The 20,313-nt window shown below is 35.7% G+C and carries 20 protein-coding genes; 4 read left to right on the top strand and 16 right to left on the bottom strand.

Annotation, left to right across the window (positions count from 1 at the left end; genetic code table 11):
• Window positions 1–7: 7 nt before the first annotated feature.
• From porD to dnaN, 4 genes are all read right to left on the bottom strand, one after another.
• Window positions 8–907, bottom strand: a complete 900-nt coding sequence (gene porD, locus Cop2CBH44_RS07025) for a type IX secretion system protein PorD (protein ID WP_021931180.1) — start codon at window positions 905–907, stop codon at window positions 8–10.
• A 12-nt stretch (window positions 908–919) separates the two neighbouring features.
• Window positions 920–2,119, bottom strand: a complete 1,200-nt coding sequence (gene coaBC, locus Cop2CBH44_RS07030) for a bifunctional phosphopantothenoylcysteine decarboxylase/phosphopantothenate--cysteine ligase CoaBC (RefSeq protein ID WP_200755933.1) — start codon at window positions 2,117–2,119, stop codon at window positions 920–922.
• Between the two features lie 141 nt (window positions 2,120–2,260).
• Entirely contained in the window at window positions 2,261–3,028 is a 768-nt protein-coding gene (locus Cop2CBH44_RS07035) for a 3'-5' exonuclease (protein ID WP_021931182.1), read from the bottom strand.
• A gap of 29 nt (window positions 3,029–3,057) precedes the next feature.
• Window positions 3,058–4,185 (bottom strand): DNA polymerase III subunit beta, encoded by a 1,128-nt coding sequence (dnaN, locus tag Cop2CBH44_RS07040; protein ID WP_021931183.1) that lies wholly within the window; start codon window positions 4,183–4,185, stop codon window positions 3,058–3,060.
• Window positions 4,186–4,440: 255 nt separating this feature from the next.
• Here dnaN and Cop2CBH44_RS07045 point away from each other — a divergent pair, with 255 nt between their 5' ends.
• On the top strand, window positions 4,441–5,892 hold the full coding sequence (locus Cop2CBH44_RS07045; RefSeq protein ID WP_200755795.1) for a hypothetical protein: 1,452 nt from the start codon (window positions 4,441–4,443) through the stop codon (window positions 5,890–5,892).
• A 53-nt stretch (window positions 5,893–5,945) separates the two neighbouring features.
• Here the strand turns inward: Cop2CBH44_RS07045 and Cop2CBH44_RS07050 are convergent, their stop codons facing one another.
• The 9 genes from Cop2CBH44_RS07050 to Cop2CBH44_RS07090 all read right to left on the bottom strand — a co-directional run bounded on the left by Cop2CBH44_RS07050 (window position 5,946) and on the right by Cop2CBH44_RS07090 (window position 14,578).
• Window positions 5,946–7,037, bottom strand: coding sequence for a GDP-L-fucose synthase family protein (locus Cop2CBH44_RS07050; RefSeq protein ID WP_200755796.1), 1,092 nt, complete (start codon window positions 7,035–7,037; stop codon window positions 5,946–5,948).
• A 31-nt stretch (window positions 7,038–7,068) separates the two neighbouring features.
• The gene (gmd, locus tag Cop2CBH44_RS07055; RefSeq protein ID WP_021931187.1) at window positions 7,069–8,223 is read right to left on the bottom strand and encodes a GDP-mannose 4,6-dehydratase; all 1,155 of its coding nucleotides are present in this window, start codon (window positions 8,221–8,223) and stop codon (window positions 7,069–7,071) included.
• A gap of 27 nt (window positions 8,224–8,250) precedes the next feature.
• Window positions 8,251–9,381, bottom strand: coding sequence for an adenylyltransferase/cytidyltransferase family protein (locus Cop2CBH44_RS07060; RefSeq protein WP_200755797.1), 1,131 nt, complete (start codon window positions 9,379–9,381; stop codon window positions 8,251–8,253).
• 4 nt (window positions 9,382–9,385) lie between these two features.
• Window positions 9,386–10,426, bottom strand: coding sequence for a mannose-1-phosphate guanylyltransferase (locus tag Cop2CBH44_RS07065; RefSeq protein WP_200755798.1), 1,041 nt, complete (start codon window positions 10,424–10,426; stop codon window positions 9,386–9,388).
• 98 nt (window positions 10,427–10,524) lie between these two features.
• Window positions 10,525–11,640 (bottom strand): DegT/DnrJ/EryC1/StrS family aminotransferase, encoded by a 1,116-nt coding sequence (locus Cop2CBH44_RS07070; protein WP_200755799.1) that lies wholly within the window; start codon window positions 11,638–11,640, stop codon window positions 10,525–10,527.
• Between the two features lie 7 nt (window positions 11,641–11,647).
• Complete coding sequence (locus Cop2CBH44_RS07075; RefSeq protein WP_021931191.1) at window positions 11,648–12,064, bottom strand: sugar 3,4-ketoisomerase; 417 nt, start codon at window positions 12,062–12,064, stop codon at window positions 11,648–11,650.
• A complete protein-coding gene (locus tag Cop2CBH44_RS07080) occupies window positions 12,042–12,464 on the bottom strand; it encodes a sugar 3,4-ketoisomerase (protein ID WP_021931192.1) in 423 nt (140 codons plus the stop codon). Before Cop2CBH44_RS07080 ends, Cop2CBH44_RS07075 begins: the two co-directional genes overlap by 23 nt.
• Entirely contained in the window at window positions 12,445–13,344 is a 900-nt protein-coding gene (rfbA, locus tag Cop2CBH44_RS07085) for a glucose-1-phosphate thymidylyltransferase RfbA (RefSeq protein WP_021931193.1), read from the bottom strand. Before rfbA ends, Cop2CBH44_RS07080 begins: the two co-directional genes overlap by 20 nt.
• A 31-nt stretch (window positions 13,345–13,375) precedes the next feature.
• Window positions 13,376–14,578: a dTDP-glucose 4,6-dehydratase gene (locus tag Cop2CBH44_RS07090; RefSeq protein WP_021931194.1), complete on the bottom strand. Its 1,203-nt coding sequence runs from the start codon at window positions 14,576–14,578 to the stop codon at window positions 13,376–13,378.
• A gap of 167 nt (window positions 14,579–14,745) precedes the next feature.
• Here Cop2CBH44_RS07090 and Cop2CBH44_RS07095 point away from each other — a divergent pair, with 167 nt between their 5' ends.
• From Cop2CBH44_RS07095 to Cop2CBH44_RS07105, 3 genes are read left to right on the top strand one after another with little or no spacing between them, the layout of a single operon-like run.
• Window positions 14,746–16,383 carry an ABC-F family ATP-binding cassette domain-containing protein gene (locus Cop2CBH44_RS07095; RefSeq protein ID WP_200755800.1) on the top strand — a complete coding sequence of 546 codons (1,638 nt, stop codon included), beginning with the start codon at window positions 14,746–14,748 and terminating at the stop codon, window positions 16,381–16,383.
• A gap of 20 nt (window positions 16,384–16,403) precedes the next feature.
• A complete protein-coding gene (locus Cop2CBH44_RS07100) occupies window positions 16,404–16,814 on the top strand; it encodes a secondary thiamine-phosphate synthase enzyme YjbQ (protein ID WP_021931196.1) in 411 nt (136 codons plus the stop codon).
• A 2-nt stretch (window positions 16,815–16,816) separates the two neighbouring features.
• Window positions 16,817–17,650 carry a 4Fe-4S binding protein gene (locus tag Cop2CBH44_RS07105; protein WP_021931197.1) on the top strand — a complete coding sequence of 278 codons (834 nt, stop codon included), beginning with the start codon at window positions 16,817–16,819 and terminating at the stop codon, window positions 17,648–17,650.
• 64 nt (window positions 17,651–17,714) lie between these two features.
• On the opposite strand, the gene Cop2CBH44_RS07110 is transcribed toward Cop2CBH44_RS07105, so the two are convergent.
• The 3 genes from Cop2CBH44_RS07110 to kdsB all read right to left on the bottom strand — a co-directional run bounded on the left by Cop2CBH44_RS07110 (window position 17,715) and on the right by kdsB (window position 20,304).
• Complete coding sequence (locus Cop2CBH44_RS07110) at window positions 17,715–18,173, bottom strand: methylglyoxal synthase (protein WP_021931198.1); 459 nt, start codon at window positions 18,171–18,173, stop codon at window positions 17,715–17,717.
• Between the two features lie 67 nt (window positions 18,174–18,240).
• Window positions 18,241–19,551, bottom strand: coding sequence for a M16 family metallopeptidase (locus tag Cop2CBH44_RS07115; protein ID WP_200755801.1), 1,311 nt, complete (start codon window positions 19,549–19,551; stop codon window positions 18,241–18,243).
• Between the two features lie 12 nt (window positions 19,552–19,563).
• Window positions 19,564–20,304: a 3-deoxy-manno-octulosonate cytidylyltransferase gene (gene kdsB / locus Cop2CBH44_RS07120; RefSeq protein ID WP_021931200.1), complete on the bottom strand. Its 741-nt coding sequence runs from the start codon at window positions 20,302–20,304 to the stop codon at window positions 19,564–19,566.
• Window positions 20,305–20,313 lie beyond the last annotated feature (9 nt).

Below are 20,313 nucleotides of genomic sequence, written 5' to 3' on the forward strand. Positions count from 1 at the left end.
ATCAATATCAACGATTTTCTTTACGAATTTCCTGTAACCGAGTATTTTCCGTAGGATAGATTCCAATCAACAATTTGTAAATCTCATCCTTTTCTGTCTGCGGAGCCAACGAATAAATATTTACAAGCTCATCTAATTTAGAATCACTAAAAAGAGGCAACAGTACCGAAGTAGATGCCGCCTTATATACTTCTTCTATCATTTTAACAGCATCGGTCACCGCAGCTCGGCCTTTATCCATGCTCAGTGCCATTTCATCAAGGCCTTTACGATGATAATTATACCACAATGTCCGGAACATCTCTGTACGCTGGTCAGTAAACGCTGTCACTAAAGCATGCCGGTTACGCGTATCTTCGAAAGCCTTCCAACCTACTTCCATCGATGACTGTCCCATATTTACAATTTGTTCGGCTCGTTGAAAAAAAGGTGTCCCTCCTTTCAATGAAAAACTATCAAAATCAAGTCCTAATATCATATAAGCATAAAAATCAACCACTGCAGTCAAATTACTTTCAATAGTGTTTTCATTATACACTAAAGGCTCATATTCTTGATAAGTAAATTCAAAGCTTTTATCTTTGAAATTAAATAATGTTGTAGCATACGAAGCATTATAGACTGGACGGCGAGACTGTACTTGCAAATCACATTTAAAACGATTATCTGTAACCTCATTAACAGTAATTACTAAACTACAATCAATCTTTTCCGATATGGAAATCTGGGCTTCACTCCATTTTCTATTATTAACATATTCGGTCAAAGCCTGTTCCAATGTAGTAAATACTGATTTATTAGTCCCCTGTATTTTATCGCTGTTAACTTGCACACGGCAATTCAATTCTTGTGCAAAAGATAAACAAGAACTACATAATATTACTAATATTAACAACGATTTTTTCATCATTCCCAATAATTAAAAATACATATTCAAAACATCGACAATATCAGCAGCCACTTCCTTTTTAGCTTTAGTTTCGAATACCAATTTATTCCCACTTTTCTCGATTATCGTAATTTTATTTGTATCACATTTAAATCCCGCACCCTTATCTTGCAATGAATTCAACACAATAAAATCAAGATTTTTCCGATTCAGCTTTATCCAGGCATTTTCTTCTTCATCATTTGTTTCTAACGCAAAACCAACTAATACTTGGCCCGTTTTTTTCATTCGTCCCAAAGCTGCTGCAATATCTTTATTCGGCTTCAAACGTAACAACAAATCATCCCCTGTTCGTTTTATTTTCGCTTCGTCCCGGATCTCTGGAGCATAATCAGCTACCGCAGCACACATAATCGCAGCAGACATATTAGGAAACTTATCCACAACTACATTATACATTTCCTCTGCCGACTCAACATCAATTCGCTTGATATTAGGATGTAGTGCTTGTAGAGACACTGGACCAGCAATCAATGTCACATCAGCACCTCGTTCAGCACAAACCTCTGCCAATGCAAATCCCATCTTACCAGACGAATAATTACCTATAAAACGTACAGGATCAATCTTTTCATATGTCGGACCTGCTGTTATTAAGATTTTTTTACCAGACAATATCTCTTTTCCCTGAAAATAAGCCTCCAAAATTTCCACAATCTTATCAGGCTCCTCCATACGCCCTTTTCCATGCAAATGACTAGCTAACTCCCCAGTTGTTGGCTCTATTATAAAATTTCCATACGAACGCAACAAATCCAGATTACGACGAGTTGTAGGGTGAGCAAACATATCAAGATCCATAGCCGGAGCGATGAAAACCTTTGCTTTACTAGACAAATATGTAGTAATAAGCATATTATCTGCAACACCATTAGCCATTTTAGCAATTGTACTTGCACTTGCCGGAGCAATAACCATTGCATCTGCCCACAATCCTAAATCAACATGACTATGCCATGAACCATCATTTGCCGTAAAAAATTCGCTTATCACCGGTTTCCCTGTTAATGCTGACAAAGTGACTGGTGTAATAAATTCTTTTCCTGCAGGAGTAATAACCACTTGCACCTCTGCCCCTTTCTTCACCAAAGCCCTGATAAGATACGCTGCTTTATATGCTGCAATACTACCAGTTATTCCTAATACAATATTTTTCCCTTTTAACATAATTCCAAAGAATTAATATTGACATAACTCAAAAGGACATTTCAAAAGCTCTCTTTATACTAAATCTTAACCCCACTTATGGCTAAACACTTATTAGTATTACTCCTTTTGAAATGTCCTTTAACGTCTCTTCTTATAAAACCCTCATCGCTTGAGTTCTCGCAATTTGATATTAGTTATCACATTTTTTGTATTAAGAGTAAAATCTCCCTGCATCATCCAGCCATAATAACCTATATCTGTTTTGAAAACCTCAGAAACTGACCGCCCTTTATATTTACCAAAATTAAACACTTCTACTCCATCCTCATTATATACAATACGACCAGCAAAATCTACATTTTTAGTATGAGTAGAAAACTCAGCAAGAGCAGCCATATCATTCTGAAGATCAGGGTAACGGTCAAGCTGAGACTTCAATACCTCATAAGTAGCACGCGTATCAGCCTCCGCCGTATGTGCATTATCCAAATCTTTATCACAATAAAACTTATACGCTGCAGACAATGTACGTTGCTCCATTTTATGGAAAATAGTTTGTACGTCAATCATTTTACGCTTAGACAGATCGATATCGACTCCTGCCCTCAAAAGTTCCTCTACTAACAAGGGAATATCGAACCGATTTGAATTAAATCCAGCTAAATCACAACCTTCGATATCTTTAGCTATATTCTTAGCGACTTCCTTAAATGTCGGACAATTAGCTACATCTGCATCTGAAATACCATGAACAGCTGTTGCCTCTGCAGGAATGGGCACCCCAGGGTTTATTCGTAATGTTTTACATTCTTCTTTCCCATTCGGATAAACTTTTAAATAACTTATCTCAACTATATGGTCTGTTGCAATATTAACACCGGTAGTCTCCAAATCGAAAAAGACAATCGGATTTCTAAGATTTAACTGCATTTCTCCTCCGTTATTTGTATCTAAATTCTTTAAAAATCAGTCAACATCATAGGCATCAACAACATCAACAGATCTTCGTTCGGTTGATTCTCTACAGGCAATATAAGCCCGGCACGAGATGGATCAGATAGTTCTATTGTCACCTCTTGAGACGAGATATTACTCAATATCTCAATAAGAAAGGTCGACTTGAAACCAATCCCCATAGGATCACCCGTATAATTGCATGATACATTTTCCTCTGCAGAAGTAGAAAAATCTATATCCTGGGCCGAAACTTTTATTTGATTATCCCTCAACTGTAATTTCACCAAATTACTCGCTTGGTCCGAAAATACAGATACTCGCCGTAAAACATTCACAAACACTGCCCTGTCCACAATAATACGATTTGGATTATTCTGCGGAATCACTGATGCATAATTAGGATAACGTCCTTCGATCAAACGGCAATTCAATACAAAATTCGATAAAGCAAATACAGCATTCTTATCATCAAAAGTAATCGATACATCACCTGACTCTTTCGGCAAGATATTCTTCAATAAAGTTGCAGGCTTTTTAGGTAAAATAAATGAAGAAGTTAGTCCTGATTGTATCGAATCATTCTTACAACGCACTAATTTATGACTATCAGATGCCACAAAAATAATATCTTCTGGATGAATATCGATATAGATACCATTCATTATAGGGCGCAATTCATCATCACCCGTTGCAAAAAGAGTACGATTAATTCCATTAAGTAATACTTGTGCTGGCATTTGTAATGTCTTAGCATCAGCACTTAATGGAGATTTCTGGGGATATTCATCACCGTTAACCCCTATAAAATTGTACTTACCGTTCTGAAAATATAGAAAAATCTCTAAATTCTCATCGTTTATCTCAAATGTTAACGGTTGATCCGGCAGTTCTTTCAAAGGTTCAAGTAATATCTTTGCTGAAACAGCAAAGAGTCCTTGTCCTTCAGCTTCTAAAACTTCTATTTCAGTAGTCATTGTAGTTTCTTGATCCGATGCTGTCATCGTAAGGGTATTACCTTCCAACCGAAACAAGAAATTATCAAGTATAGCCATCGAATTTTTGGAATTAATAACTCTACTGATAGCTTGCAAATGAGATAATAATGCAGTACTGGAAACAATAAATTTCATAGGTCTCTATTTTTTATATTTTCTTTCTATTCCATATTCTATGAACATTCGAATCATCCAAAATGTCACAGGTATATTGAGGAACAAATGTAATCATTTTTCAGAAAAATAGAGCCAATTATATCCAAAAATCCCAACTAAAAAAGTATATTCTTTTTATCTCAATACAAAAGCCTTAATCCAACATCATTCCATTTTATTATTCCGTATTTCAATTTATTCGTTACATTTGTAGCAGATATATTATTTATTTCTATGAACTTCAGACAAACTTTCAAATATTCTATAATTTCTATTTTATTCATCATAGTAACATTCATTATCATAAGTTTTTTACCGAACTTTAAATACAAAAAAAATTATCAAAAATATTCTTTAGCTCATTACATCCCCGACACCACTATGACTTTGCTTATCGGAGTAAAAGATAAAGAGGGGTTATATGAACTTAGTCAAAACAACTTCGGAAATTACATTTCTGAAAACCGAACCATTTACGATACACTGCTAACAATATCCATACAATTGAAAGAAATATTTCAGGCCGATTTACCGAATAAAGAAAATGCTTTTATTTGCTTGCATAATAGAATGAATCATTCTCCTTCAGCTACTTTATGGCACTACGTCGGGAACAATAATTTCAAAAAAATCTTACTCTTTTTACAAAAAAAGTTCGAGACCTCCTTTAAACCTGTAGTACAGGAACTGAATGATTTCAAGATTTTTCAATATTCCTTACCCAACGGACAATTTTTTTTCGGGTTCTTTCATAATGGAACTATATGTTTAACTCAGGATTATCATATACTACGACAATCCATCCATTCTTTTTCTGATAATAAATCTATTGAACATAATCTCTCGTTTCAACAAGCTTCAGCAACTATCGGGAAATCTGTACATACTATACTTTACAATACAAATGCCGTTGATTACGAACTCTATACCAATAACAACAATCAATCGAAAAACAAACAATGGATTGCCCAAGAACTCAGCTTTGATAAAAATAAAACTTGGATTACAGGAATGATAATACCCGAACAACCATTAGAAACACTAATAAATAAAATAACAAATGGATGCGAACCCGATCCATATATATTTAGTTCCCGAACTTATTTCGGTATCCGTTACGGAATAAAAGAACTGAAATCCTTTTGGAAACAATTCTCTAATGGTAAAAACTTAACGTCAACTGATAGTATCCTGATGGAAACCGGTCGCGGAAGCTTCAATATTGCATGGAACATCGTAACAGACTCAACACTTCAAACGAATAAAGTTATCACTTTATATCCAAAAGACAGTATTCCTCAAATTCCATCTATACTTACAAATTCTAACTTATTAAATTATTTTCTGGATGGTGATAGTATTTATTTTTCTCTTTCTGAAGATAACCGACTTTATATATCAAATACCTTTGATGCAACTCAACATTATGCACAAGATATAAAAAACGGAAATACCATAGCATTAAAACAAAAAACTCTTTCTCAATTATTTTCTCAAGTAGGTGGAAATGTAAATTTATTATTTTTTGGAAATGGGGTACTTTTAAAAAAACATGGATACCCCTCACTTATGAAGAACAGATTACCTGGATGTATGCCTCCAAACTTTTTATTATCTAATTATTTCATCACCGAAATGGCTTCTGAAGGCAAAGTTGTATATTGTAACACTATTATGTCAGAATAATAGACGGCTATCTATTAAAAAAGAAAATCCGCCCACTATTCTATATATCAAATTTATTCTTTACTCCTGTACCAATCAATTAGCCGAGCTATACCTTCTTCTATCTCAATTGTATGATGCCAACCTAATGCATTCAATTTTGAGACATCGGTTAATTTCCTCATAGTACCATCCGGTTTATTTTTATTGAAATATAGCTCTCCAGTAAAACCGGCAATCTTTTTTATCAGTTGGGCAACATCTCCGATACTGATTTCTTTACCTGTCCCGATATTAATATGGCAATTTCGAATTTCTTTAGTACCATGAGGCTTTAAGTCATCAAAATCTACATTTTCCATTATAAATACGCAAGCATCAGCCATTTCCTCGCTCCACAAAAATTCTCTTAATGGAGTTCCTGTCCCCCAAATTTCAACTTGTACAACGCCCGAAGCAACTTTTCTCAAGCCATATTTATCGAGTTTTTCAAAAATACTTCTTTCTGAAGCTGTACCGTTTATTCCTTCTATCGGCCGCCTATCAAGATCTCTACGTATTGCATCCCAATCATTTTGTTCCAGATAACAACCTAAACATATCTTCCGAATCAAAGCAGGTAACACATGTGAACGTTCCAAATCAAAATTATCATTTGGACCATACAAATTAGTCGGCATTACTGCTATATAATTTGTCCCATACTGCAAATTGAAACTCTCACACATTTTCAAACCTGCAATCTTAGCAATTGCATATGGTTCATTAGTATACTCAAGAGGAGAAGTAAGAAGGGCGTCCTCCTTCATTGGTTGCTTTGCCTCACGAGGATAAATACATGTACTTCCTAAAAAAAGCAGTTTCTTTACTTTATGTCGAAAACTCTCTCCTATGACATTGTTCTGAATAGCTAAATTACGATATATAAAATCTGCTCGATAGCGGCTATTAGCCACAATTCCTCCAACAAAAGCTGCTGCCAAAAAAACGTACTCGGGCTTTTCCATTTCAAAAAAACGAGCCACAGCAACAGAATCACATAAATCTAATTCATTATGAGTTCGTCCTATCAAATTGGTATAACCTTTCGAGCTCAAATTATTCCATATTGCTGAACCTACCAAACCACAGTGACCAGCAATATATATCTTTGCATTTTTTTCCATTTATCCTCTAAATATGAAAACAAATAAGATATTATTCGTAATAATTCAATGTCTGGTAACCACCATCTCTTAAATATGTTTCCTTCTTGGTTAACTTTATATCATTACTAACCATATCCGCAATCAATGCCGGTAAATCATACTCTGGCTCCCAGCCCAATATCGTCTTTGATTTTGTTGGATCTCCAATGAGCAAATCAACTTCTGTCGGTCTAAAGTAAGCTGGATCCACAGCAACGATAGTTTTACCCTTAAGAGAATTTACAATAGGTAAATATTCTTCTCCAACTACATCTATAAACTTATTCTTCTCAACAGTTTCCACAAAAGCTCTTTCATGAATTCCTTCTCCCTCGAAACAAACGCCAACTCCTACCTCAGCAAAAGCCATACGTACAAAATCTCGTACAGTTGTCGTAATCCCGGTCGCAATAACATAATCTGAAGGCTCAGGTTGCTGTAAAATAGCATGCATGGCTCTCACATAATCTTTGGCATGCCCCCAATCTCGTTTTGAAGACAAATTACCTAAATATAAACAACTCTCATGTCCTAAAACAATGCGACTCACTGCTCGAGTTATTTTTCGAGTAACAAAAGTTTCCCCACGCAAAGGAGATTCATGATTAAAAAGAATTCCATTATTTGCATGTATTCCATAAGCCTCTCTGTAATTTACAGTAATCCAATAACCATACAATTTAGCTACCGCATAGGGACTACGAGGATAAAAAGGAGTAGTCTCCTTTTGGGGGACTTCCTGTACTAAACCATATAGTTCAGAAGTAGAAGCCTGATATATACGAGTCTTCTTTGTCAAATCAAGAAGTCTGACCGCCTCTAAAATACGCAATGTACCCAAAGCATCCGCATTCGCTGTATATTCTGGAGTATCAAAACTTACTTTCACATGACTCATTGCTGCCAAATTATATATTTCATCCGGTTGTACTTCTTTGATAATACGGGTTATATTCAAAGAATCGGTCATGTCTCCGTAATGTAAAATAAGCCTTCGGCCTTCTTTATGAGGATCTTCATACAAATGATCGATACGATCGGTATTAAAAGATGAAGCACGACGTTTGATACCATGTACCATATATCCCATTTTCAATAGGTACTCGGCCAAATATGCACCATCCTGTCCCGTAATTCCCGTAATTAAAGCAACTTTATCTGACATATATCTATTTTTAATTTTTATTCAAATTTATCTTCTTATACGTATCTGTATAGTATTTTTTATAGGTTCCTCACTTATAAAAACCAAATAGCCACCTCCTCCTGCACCACATAACTTCCAACCTTTTATATTATGCCGATATGCTTCTATTTGGTCCATTACATCCGAATTCACCATATTAGGAAACATTTTCACTTGTGCATCAAAACTTTCTCTAACAGCTTCTCCAAATGCATCAATATTTTTCTCTAATATCGCGTCCCAACATTTTCGAGCCGAATTACTTAAATCTCGCACTGAATCTTTATCAATACAAGTATCAGCTATCGCATTATAATCGGCCGTTCGAGGATAAAGCGGAAGAAGCCATATTACCTTCTCAATCCAAGACAATATATCGTCTTCTAAGACACTCTCTATTGACTCAGGCCAATATTCTCCATTATACTCATACTTATTCAAACCCGGCATAACGATTCCCAAAGAGTCTTGAGACCCACTTATATAAGGTGTTCCCGGTGGATTCTCATAACAGAACAGTGTTTTTGCCAATTTTTCCTTATCACCTTCAGGAATATCTGTCTGCCACAACTCTATCGCTTTTTTCCGAGAACTTGTAGACATTCCACTCCTATCATTAAACTCATAGTCTGGTTCTATACAAATAGTCAAAACCGGCCCCGGATAATATTTACTCACATATGGTTGGTCAAGCCACCCCCCAGCCAAATCTATGCGATATGGTATACGACATTCTTGACGTAGCATCGTTGTAGAGCGGGCAGGCAGCGTTCCATGAGGTATCCGCTTACTCACAATGTACTCAATACCCAAATCTCTACACAACTTTTCTTTCAAAGGTGTGTGCCCATCACTGTTAACAAAAAAAATATCCGGTTTTAGTTGCCTCAATTCTTTTTCAAAATCCAACAAACCGCTACCACTGTTTATCCAAGCATCCTTAACCATCCGTAAAGATTTCACCATATAAAGGCGCTCAGCATCAGTATTGATAGGCTTGCGGGCCTTCAATTCATACAAGGTTTTATCAGAACCAATGCCTACATACAAATCTCCATAACTTGCTGCCTCTTCAAAAAAAGCAACATGCCCGCTATGCAACATATCATAACACCCTGATACAAAAACTTTTTTCATTTTTCTATTTTGAAAATTCTTTTATACGTTGTTCATCTTCTAAACGGCAAATCAACAATGTATTATCTTTTTCAGCTACAATATAGCCATTAAGCCCCTGTATAACAACCTTTTTATTCTCAGGCATATGTATAATACACCCTTTAGACTCGATTAAAGAAAGATTACTTCCAACACAGGCATTATTATCTGAGTCTTGGCTTAACATATTATGTAAAGATCCCCAAGTTCCTAAATCCGACCATCCAAAATCAGCAGGAAAAACATAAATATCATCAGCCTTTTCCATAATAGCATAATCAATAGAAATAGAAGGACAGGAAGGAAATATCTTATCAACATCCATCTGTTCCGAAATTGTATCCATACTTATTTCTATCTTATCAAATATTTCTGCAATTTTTGGCTGATAAAAACGAAAAGCCATTTCTATGGTCTTCACATTCCAGATAAATAACCCGGCATTCCAATAATAATTACCTGCTTGCAAATATTTTTTTGCAGTTTCCAAATCAGGTTTCTCTTTAAACGCTTTTACACGTCTTATCTCCCCTTCTTCCGAAGCTGCTGCTATATAACCATATCCAGTTTCAGGCCGCAATACTTTCATCCCCAATGTGACAATAGCTTCAGACCGAGTAACAAAATCAAGGGAAGCTATAATTACTCGTTTAAATTCGGAAACATCTGTAACAATATGATCAGACGGGGTAACTACAACATTAGCATTAGGATAATTTTTTTTTATTTTCCAGCTCACATAAGCAATACAAGGTGCCGTATTTCTCATACAAGGTTCCAATAATATATGAGACTCAGAAATAGTTGGTAACTGAGCTTGGACAAGACTTTTATACCTCTTTGAAGTTACAACCCATATATTCTCTGCTGGAACAATTCCCTCAAAACGTTCGACCGTCAATTGCAGCAATGTCCGTCCACACCCTAAAACATCTATAAACTGCTTTGGATGCTCCGTTGTACTCATCGGCCAAAAACGGCTGCCAATACCGCCAGCCATAATAACGACATGATTGATATTCATAAAATAAACTTATTCTACTACTCTTTTACAATTTTTATCCAAAACTGTAAACGGAGAGCTAAGTTACAACTTTTTATTCAAATATAATACATAACAAACTATTCTGCAAAACTATTTATAGCTTCTGCAATTATTGTTAATTCTTCTTTCCCCATATATGAAGAGATTGGTAAACTTAAAATTTCCTGACTTAGCCGCTCTGTCAAAGGAAAAGAAAGATGATTATATTCAGGATAACACTCTTGCAGATGAGGAGGAAGTGGATAATGTATCTGCGTATCAACACCTTGCTTTTGAAGCCAGTTTTGTAATTGGTTCCTCTTACTTGACCGAACAATATACTGATGCCAAATATGCTCTTCTCCAGCTTGTTGCGGTAAAATTAATTCAGCATTTTGCAATAATATCGAATATGTCTCTGCATTCACCCTTCTTCTCTCATTCTCAATATCAAGGTATTTCAATTTTAATGATAAAAATGCAGCTTGTAACTCATCCATACGACTATTAAATCCTTGATAACGATTATAATATTTTTTTTCTGATCCATAATTCGCCAATGCCCTCACAACCATCGCTAATTCCTCGTCGGAAGTCGTCACAGCTCCAGAATCGCCAAGAGCACCCAAATTCTTAGTAGGATAAAAGCTATTCCCTGCAGCATCACCCAACGCCCCTGTCATATAACTGCCTGACAACCCACAAATATGACTTTTAGCCCCCATTGCCTGAGCATTATCTTCCACAATTTTAAGATTATACTTCCGAGCCACCACTTTTACCTGCTCTCCCCAACAACAGCGCCCATATAAATGGACCAGCATAATCGCCTTAGTACGATTTGTTACATAATTTTCTATCAGAGAAAAATCTAAATTTAATGTCTGTTCATCCGGTTCTACAAAAACCGGGACTAATCGATTATCCGTGATCGCCAAAATTGTTGCAATATAAGTATTCGCAGGTACTATAACTTCATCTCCTTCCTGCATGACCCCCATCTCAATATATGCCCTTAGTATCAAACGCAATGCATCTAATCCATTACCAGTAGCAACAGTATATTTGCAACCTAAATAAAATGATAGCTGCTCCTCAAATAACTTTACATATTTTCCCAATAGATACCATCCCGAATCTATCACTTCTGCTGCAATACGTTTCAAGTCTGTCGCATATACAGCATTTACCTTCTGCAAATCTAAAAATTTCATGTAGCTCTTAAAAATCCTGTATTTTTAAAAACTCCTCATAATCCCGTATATAATCTGCTTCATCATAATTTTCAGAAGCAAGTACCAAACAAATAGATCCTGAAGAAAAACTCTGTTGAGCTGCCCATATGCCCGGAGGCACGTGTAATCCATAATAAGGCCGATTCAATAAAACTGTACGTTTATTCTCTCCATCGTCCAAAAAAACTTCAAAACTTCCACTGGCCGCAATAATAAATTGATGACAACTTTTATGGGCATGAGCCCCTCGAGATTCCCCGCCCGGAATATCATACAAATAAAATACTCTTGATATATTGAACGGGATATTATGCTGCCCATGAATAGGTGTAATGTTACCTCCTGGATCATAAATACGAGGAAGTTCTACAACAGAACAATCATATATAGTTGTACGCTTCATTTTGTATCTTTTTATATTTCTCAAAATCCCGTATATAGTCAGATTCGTCAAAAGGAATTGAAGCCAATACCAAAGCTAATGAATTTGTAGAAAAATTTGTTAGCTGACGCCATATCATTTTAGGAATATAAATCCCATAATAAGAACGATTCAATGAAATAGTTTTTTCTTGAACTCCATCTGTTAAAACGACATCGAAACTACCAGAAAGAGCTACAATAAACTCTTGCTGAGTATAATAAGCATGTCCACTACGAAACTGTCCACCAGGAACATCGTATATACAATAAGTACGTGCTATCTCAAAAGGAATGTGTCTATTTCCTTCAATAAAAGAAAGATTTCCTCTTCTATCTTCAATACGAGGCAAATTTATTACTTTAACAGACTCCAAATTCATCAGGAATATCTTTTACCAGATTTATCATATACTGTCCATATTCGTTTTTTTTCATCGGTTCTGCTAAATCAAGCATCTCTTCTCTTGTTATCCATCCTTTTCTATAAGCTATTTCCTCAAGACAAGCAACTTTTAACCCCTGTCTATGTTCTATGGTTTCAATGAAGTTTGATGCTTCAAAAAGAGATTCATGCGTCCCGGTATCAAGCCAAGCAAATCCTCGTCCCATCAATTGAACCTTTAATTCCCCATCTTCCAAAAACTTCTGATTTACAGAAGTTATCTCAAGCTCTCCTCGGGCCGAAGGCTTTATATTTCGAGCAACACGAATCACCTTATTCGGATAAAAATAAAGACCTACCACAGCATAATTCGATTTTGGTCTTACAGGTTTTTCTTCTATAGATACCACATTCCCTTCCTGATCAAAAGCCGCCACTCCATATCTTTCCGGATCCCCCACTCTATAGCCAAAAATAGTCGCTAAACCATTTTTTTCTGCTGTTAATACAGCTTTCTGTAACATGCTCGTAAAACTCTGGCCGTAAAAAATATTATCGCCTAATACCAAACAAACGGAATCATTTCCAATAAATTTTTCCCCAATAATAAAAGCCTGAGCTAATCCATCCGGAGATGGCTGTTCCGCATATTCAAATGATATACCTAACGCAGACCCATCACCCAACAAACGTTTAAATCCAAGTAAATCATAAGGTGTAGAAATTATTAGTATCTCCCTTATTCCTGCCAACATAAGAACTGATATAGGATAATATATCATCGGTTTATCATATACCGGCAACATTTGTTTCGATATCCCTTTGGTTATTGGATATAGACGTGTACCTGCCCCTCCTGCTAAAACTATACCTTTCATCTAAAAATTACAAGTTAAATGAGATTTTTACCTAACGATTAGAATACATTTGTTCATAATATTTCTGATAATCTCCACTAATCACCTCTTCCACCCAGTCTTGATTTTCCAAATACCAGCGAATAGTTTTTTCAATACCTTTTTCAAACGGGGTTTCTGGATACCAACCTAATTCTTTAGCAATTTTAGATGGATCTATCGCATAACGCATATCGTGGCCTAAACGATCTCCAACAAAAGTAATCAACGTCTCATTTATATTTGATAAATCAGTTTTAAGAACTTTACGATATTTAGGTTCCTCATCCATAAGACGTGCAATCGTCTTAATTGTCAATTTTACTATATTAATATTCTGTTCTTCATTGAACCCTCCGATATTATATATTTCTCCTATGCGTCCTTTGTTCAGCACCATATCTATCGCCTTTGCATGATCTTCCACGTAAAGCCAATCTCGTACGTTCTCACCTTTACCATACACTGGTAACAAACGACCCTCAAGTATATTCTTAATAATCAGCGGTATAAGCTTTTCCGGAAAATGATATGGTCCATAATTATTGGAACAACGAGTGATATTTATTGGCATTCTAAAAGTCTCATGATAGGCCTTGACTATTAAATCAGCTCCAGTTTTAGAAGCCGAATAAGGAGAACGAGGGTCCAAAGGTGTCTCCTCTGTAAAATACTTCTTTCCATAGGTTTGTATTTTAGTTCTGCCTTTCACGACAGTTTTCACGACCTCATCTTCTATGACAAGTAGATGAGGTTCATCATAATCTTTAGACAAAGAACCATATACCTCATCCGTCGAAACTTGCAAATACTTTTTACCAGACCGATACGTAGGATAACCTTCCTTATCGGTACCCGTAGTCCAGGCTATTTTAGCACAATTCAATATATTTTGGGTTCCTAATATATTTGTTTCCAAAAATAACTGAGGATTCGTAATACTACGATCCACATGCGATTCTGCTGCAAAATTTACAACAAAATCGATATCATAATCTGCAAAAATCTGAGAAACCAACTCTGTATTACCAATATCTCCTTTTACAAATCTAACCCGAGGATCTTTCAGTTCATTCTTAATAGTTCCCAAATTCCCGGCATAAGTCAACTTATCCAATACTATAACTTTAATATCCTCACCGTATTTAACTAAAATATATTTCAAAAAATTGGCACCAATAAAACCTGCAGCGCCGGTCACCAGATATGTTCTCATATATTATTTTATTTTTTGTGCAATTTACAAACATTTTTTAGTTTTTTCCTTACCCTAGAACAAAAATTATTATAGAAAAACATACCGTAAAATAAGATATTCCTAATCATATGCATCATGACTAGATTAAATAAAATATCTATCTTTGCGTCTAAACAAAAAAATTTATGATTTCTGTCGACGGACTTACTGTAGAATTTGGAGGGACAACTCTCTTTCATGACATCTCATTTGTTATAAATGATAAAGATCGCATTGCCCTAATGGGAAAAAATGGTGCTGGAAAATCAACTCTTCTAAAAATACTTGCCGGTATACGCACACCCAATAAAGGTTGTATATCTGCACCTAAAGATACGGTCATTGCATACCTTCCCCAACATTTGATGACAGACAATACTTGTTCTGTCTTCGAAGAAACATCTCAAGCCTTTTCTCATCTTTTCGAAATGGAGAAAAAAATCGAGTATCTCAATAATGAATTGGCAAACCGAACTGATTACGAATCTGAAAGTTACTATGCATTAATAGAAGAAGTATCTGCTTTAAGCGAAAAATTCTATGCAATAGATGTAACTAATTACGAAGAAGATGTTGAGAAAATTCTATTAGGCCTCGGATTTAAACGAAGCGACTTCGACCGCCCCACTTCCGATTTTAGCGGAGGATGGAGAATGCGTATCGAGTTAGCAAAACTATTATTGAAAAAACCGGATGTATTATTGCTTGACGAACCTACTAACCATTTGGATATAGAATCAATACAATGGTTGGAAGATTTCCTAGTCAATAGTGCCAAAGCTGTTATTGTAATTTCACATGACAAGGCTTTTGTTGACAATATCACAACACGAACCATAGAAGTTACCATGGGACGTATTTATGACTATAAAGTGAATTACTCTAAATACCTTGAACTCAGGAAAGAACGTAGAGAACAACAACAAAAGGCCTATAATGACCAACAAAAGATGATTGCTGATACAAAAGAATTTATTGAGCGATTCAAAGGGACCTATTCCAAGACGCTACAAGTCCAGTCAAGGGTAAAAATGCTTGAAAAATTAGAATTGATAGAAGTCGACGAAGAAGATACCTCTGCTCTAAAACTCCGATTTCCGCCATCTCCTCGCTCGGGAAACTATCCTGTTATTGCCGAAAATGTAGGGAAAAGTTATGGGAATCATACGATATTTAAAAATGTATCTTTCACTATTGAACGAGGGGACAAAGTTGCTTTTGTCGGCAGAAATGGAGAAGGTAAATCGACACTTGTAAAATGCATTATGAATGAAATAGAGCATGAAGGCATTCTGACGTTAGGACACAACGTACAAATCGGGTATTTTGCGCAAAATCAGGCATCTTTGCTTGATGAAAAACTTACAGTTTTTCAAACAATAGACAATGTAGCAAAAGGTGATATACGTACAAAAATACGAGATATACTCGGAGCTTTTATGTTTGGTGGAGAAAATTCTACTAAAAAAGTCAAGGTCCTCTCCGGAGGAGAAAGAAGTCGCTTGGCTATGATAAAACTGTTACTTGAACCCGTTAACTTATTGATACTTGACGAGCCTACCAACCATCTCGATTTGAAAACAAAAGACATCTTAAAAATGGCATTACAAGATTTTGACGGAACACTTATAGTGGTATCTCACGATCGGGGCTTTTTAGATAGCCTTGTCACTAAAGTATACGAATTCGGAAATCAAAAAGTAACTGAACATCTACATGGGATTTATGAATTCCTCGAAAAGAAAAAAATGGATAACCTCCGTGAATTGGAAAGAAAAAATTAACATAAATATTCCCAATCATTATGATAGAACAGTATGAATTAACTCTACCTAGATACAAAAGGGGATATCATTTAATTACGTCCCAAATAGAAAAAAAAATTCCTGTTTTACCAGAAAAAGGAATTATAAACCTATTTATTCAACATACTTCAGCAGGATTAACAATTAATGAAAACGCAGATCCTTCAGTACGAACTGATTTTGAACAAATAATGAACCATATCGTTCCAGAGGGGATGACATATTATACCCACACTATTGAGGGAAATGACGACATGCCTGCACATATAAAATCGTCCCTAATAGGATGTTCTTTAACAATACCTATACATAACCATAAACTGTCTTTAGGAACTTGGCAAGGAATATACCTCTGCGAATTCAGAAATTCAGGAGGTAATCGCAAAATTTTAATTACACTTTATTATTAATTATGAAGACTAAAGAAACATTATATACACTATTTTTTTCTCCGACACATACTTCCCAAACAATAGCTCAAGCTGTAGCAGACGGACTGGGGATAAAACATGAAGTCTCTATAAATCTAACCTATCATACTCCAAAAGAAGACATTCATATAGATGGAGGGTGGGCTGTAATTGCTGTTCCAGTATATGGCGGACGAATATCTGAAACTGCAGTAGAACGATTGTCGTTCATACATGCAAAAAATACCCGAGCAATTCTTTGTGTCTTATACGGCAACAGGGATTATGAAGATGCTCTAATCGAGTTATCTGATTTAACACAAAAACAGGGATTCATACCTATATCGGGAGGTGCCTTTATCGGAGAACATTCATATAGCCGTAAGAACAAAGAAATTGCATCTGGCAGGCCAGATACTCAAGATATAAATATGGCCTACCGCTTCGGAAAAATATCTGGAGAATACATAAAAAATTGGGGAAATAAAATTCCCAAACTAATCGTAAAAGGAAATGTACCTTATAAAGTAAAAGGAACTCAAATACCTCAAGCTCCCATTACATTATATGACATATGTTCCCAGTGCGGCCATTGTATCAACATATGTCCAACTCACGCCATAAACAACAAAATTGAAAGTTCTCCTGAATTTTGCATAAAATGTTGCGCTTGTGTAAAAGAATGCCCGAATGAAGCAAGAATATTCGAAACACCCTTTACCGACTGGCTATACAAAAATTGCAGTATACCTAAAAAAATAGAAATGTTCTTCTGTGGAAAATACAAAGCAGACAATCAACCACTGCCTTTCTACCATCCAGAAGACGTCCTATAAAAATAAAAACAACTTCTCCCCTCCTCTTAGAGCCAGGAGAAGTTAAACATTTAAAGCCAAAAAATTAACTATTAGTATCTGGCCTCTTGAAGTGAACATATTTAGGTTCTGTAGGAACATAACTCTCATTATCCCATAATGTACTCGTTATCATCAAGTCAGCACTATAACGATTACAAGCAATAGGGACATTATGTACCCGGCATTGCCTCAATAACATCTGAATATCTGCTTCATGAGGTTGGGGATTTAAATCATCAATCAAAAAGATTGCTAAATCTATCTCTTTCCGAACTACCATAGCTGCAATTTCGGCATCACCTCCTAATGGACCAGAGTTCATACAAGTTATATCTGCATTGATACCTTTTTCTTCGAATGCTTTTTTCACCAAACTTCCTGTAGTACCAGTACACACCAAATGATGATGTGATAGCAATTCCGCATTATGTACTGCCCATTCAACTAAATCAGCTTTTCGGTTATCATGAGCTACCAAAGCTATTGTTAAACGTTTTTTCATTTCTTCAATATTTTAGTATAAAACATATCGCAAAACAAATGTCAAATATTATGCCAAATAATTTATATCAAAATTTATCTCCTGCAACAACTGTATAAAAAACATCCCGAGAAAAATATTTCTCTGCCAAACATAACAAATCCTCTGATTTAATATTCCGAATCGAATCCGCTTGTTTTTCGAAATAATCAAAAGTCGTTCGATTTGCTAACATAGAAACGTAAGCATCTGCTATAGAAAAAGGCCCGTCCGATAAACGAGACAATTCGCCTAAAAGATAACTACGCACCATACTTAATTCTTCTTCTCCAATTAATTCCTTCCTTAATTTTTCTATCTCAGAATACACCTCTGCTATCAAAGGCTGCGTATATTCCGTTGCTGTCTGTGTCGATATAGACAAATAAGCACCTTTTTGCTGCCCTATTACAGATGACGAAATACCATAAGTATATCCTTTATTTTCCCGAATATTCAACATCAAACGACTACCGAAATACCCCCCTAAAACAGTATTCAATATACGTAAACCTACAAAATCAGGATGTTCTCTGCCAACAACCGGACAACCTATCCTAACAGCTGACTGTAGAGCATTATCCTTTTCTACCCAAATCTCTCTGTCAGAAGACATCGTAATGGATATCTCCTTTTCCTTCGTAACCTCAATATTTGACGAATATCGACCAAAAGACTCGAACAGTCCCACCAACATTTCATCTGTAACTTTTCCTGTCAATAGTAACATACAAGATTTCGGGATATAATACTCTTGATGATAATCCAATAAATCATTCCTTGTTAAAGAATCAAACGATTCTATAGAAGGCTTACGTCCATAAGGATGAGATGCACCAAATAAACATTCAAAAAAAGCTTGAGCAGCCAAATTTTGAACCTTTTCTTGCTCTACCATCAACTGTTGTTTTCGCCTTAAAGCCAATATTTCAAATTCTTTTTCCGGAAATGTCGGACTCCATATCAAAGAATCAAGTATCTTTAAAGTTTCTGAAAAATATTTATTTAGAGAATAAAGAGTGACATACGAATTATGAAAAGATGCCGATGTCTGTAACCACGCACCATAATAATCCAGATTCTCCGCAATCTGAGACGAACTCATTAAAGACGAACCTTCCTTCAGCATAAGGTTTGTCATTACGGCTGCCATAGTTTTCTCTTCATTATATCTACCAGCCGAAAATATAACATCTATACGACATACATCCTGATCTCCCATTCGAATAATGTATACCGGTATCCCGTTTGGCAATATAATTGTTTCCGGCTTCGGTAACGATACATTCTCAAAATCTTTTACTGAAGGAACCTGTTTTCTGTCAAGTACTCCAACAAATTTTCCTTGTCGAACATCCATATTCATATAATCTTATAATAAATCTAACGCTTTTCTCAAATCGTCAGGAGTATCTATGCCTATAGTTTCTTGCGTAGTTATGCCCACCTTTATTTTATATCCATTTTGTAACCATCTCAATTGTTCCAAAGACTCGGCCAGCTCCAGTGTAGATTGAGGCAATTTAGTAATCTCCTTTAGTACATCCACCCGATAAGCATACATGCCTATATGTTTATAAAATACATGATTTAGAAGCCACTCCTGCCGCGGAATATTCCTTAAATAGGGTATTATAGAGCGACTGAAATACAAGGCTTCACTCTTATCATTTAACACAACTTTAGGAGAATTCGGATTCATCAAAACATCCCATCCATCCGTTGAATCAAAAGCTTTTACCAAAGTCGCAATTTGCGTATCTTCAGAATCAAAACATTTCATTATTTCCTCTATTTGACAAGGCTTTATAAAAGGTTCATCACCTTGTATATTAATAATTACATCACTCTTTTCCCCCGTTTTATAATAAGCCTCTTCACAACGGTCTGTACCACTTCTGTGTTTTTCGGAAGTCATAATCGCCCGTCCACCAAATGCTTCTACAGTCTCATAAATACGACTATCATCTGTTGCCACATATACACTATCGAGAACGATACTTACCTGCTCATATACCCGCTGAATCATCGTTTTTCCTTTCATATCAACTAACGGTTTCCCGGGAAAACGCGTAGAAGCATAACGTGCTGGAATAATTCCTGTAAATTTCATATTTATCTC

This window comes from Coprobacter secundus subsp. similis (assembly GCF_015097275.1).
GTDB classification, from domain to species: Bacteria; Bacteroidota; Bacteroidia; order Bacteroidales; family Coprobacteraceae; genus Coprobacter; species Coprobacter secundus.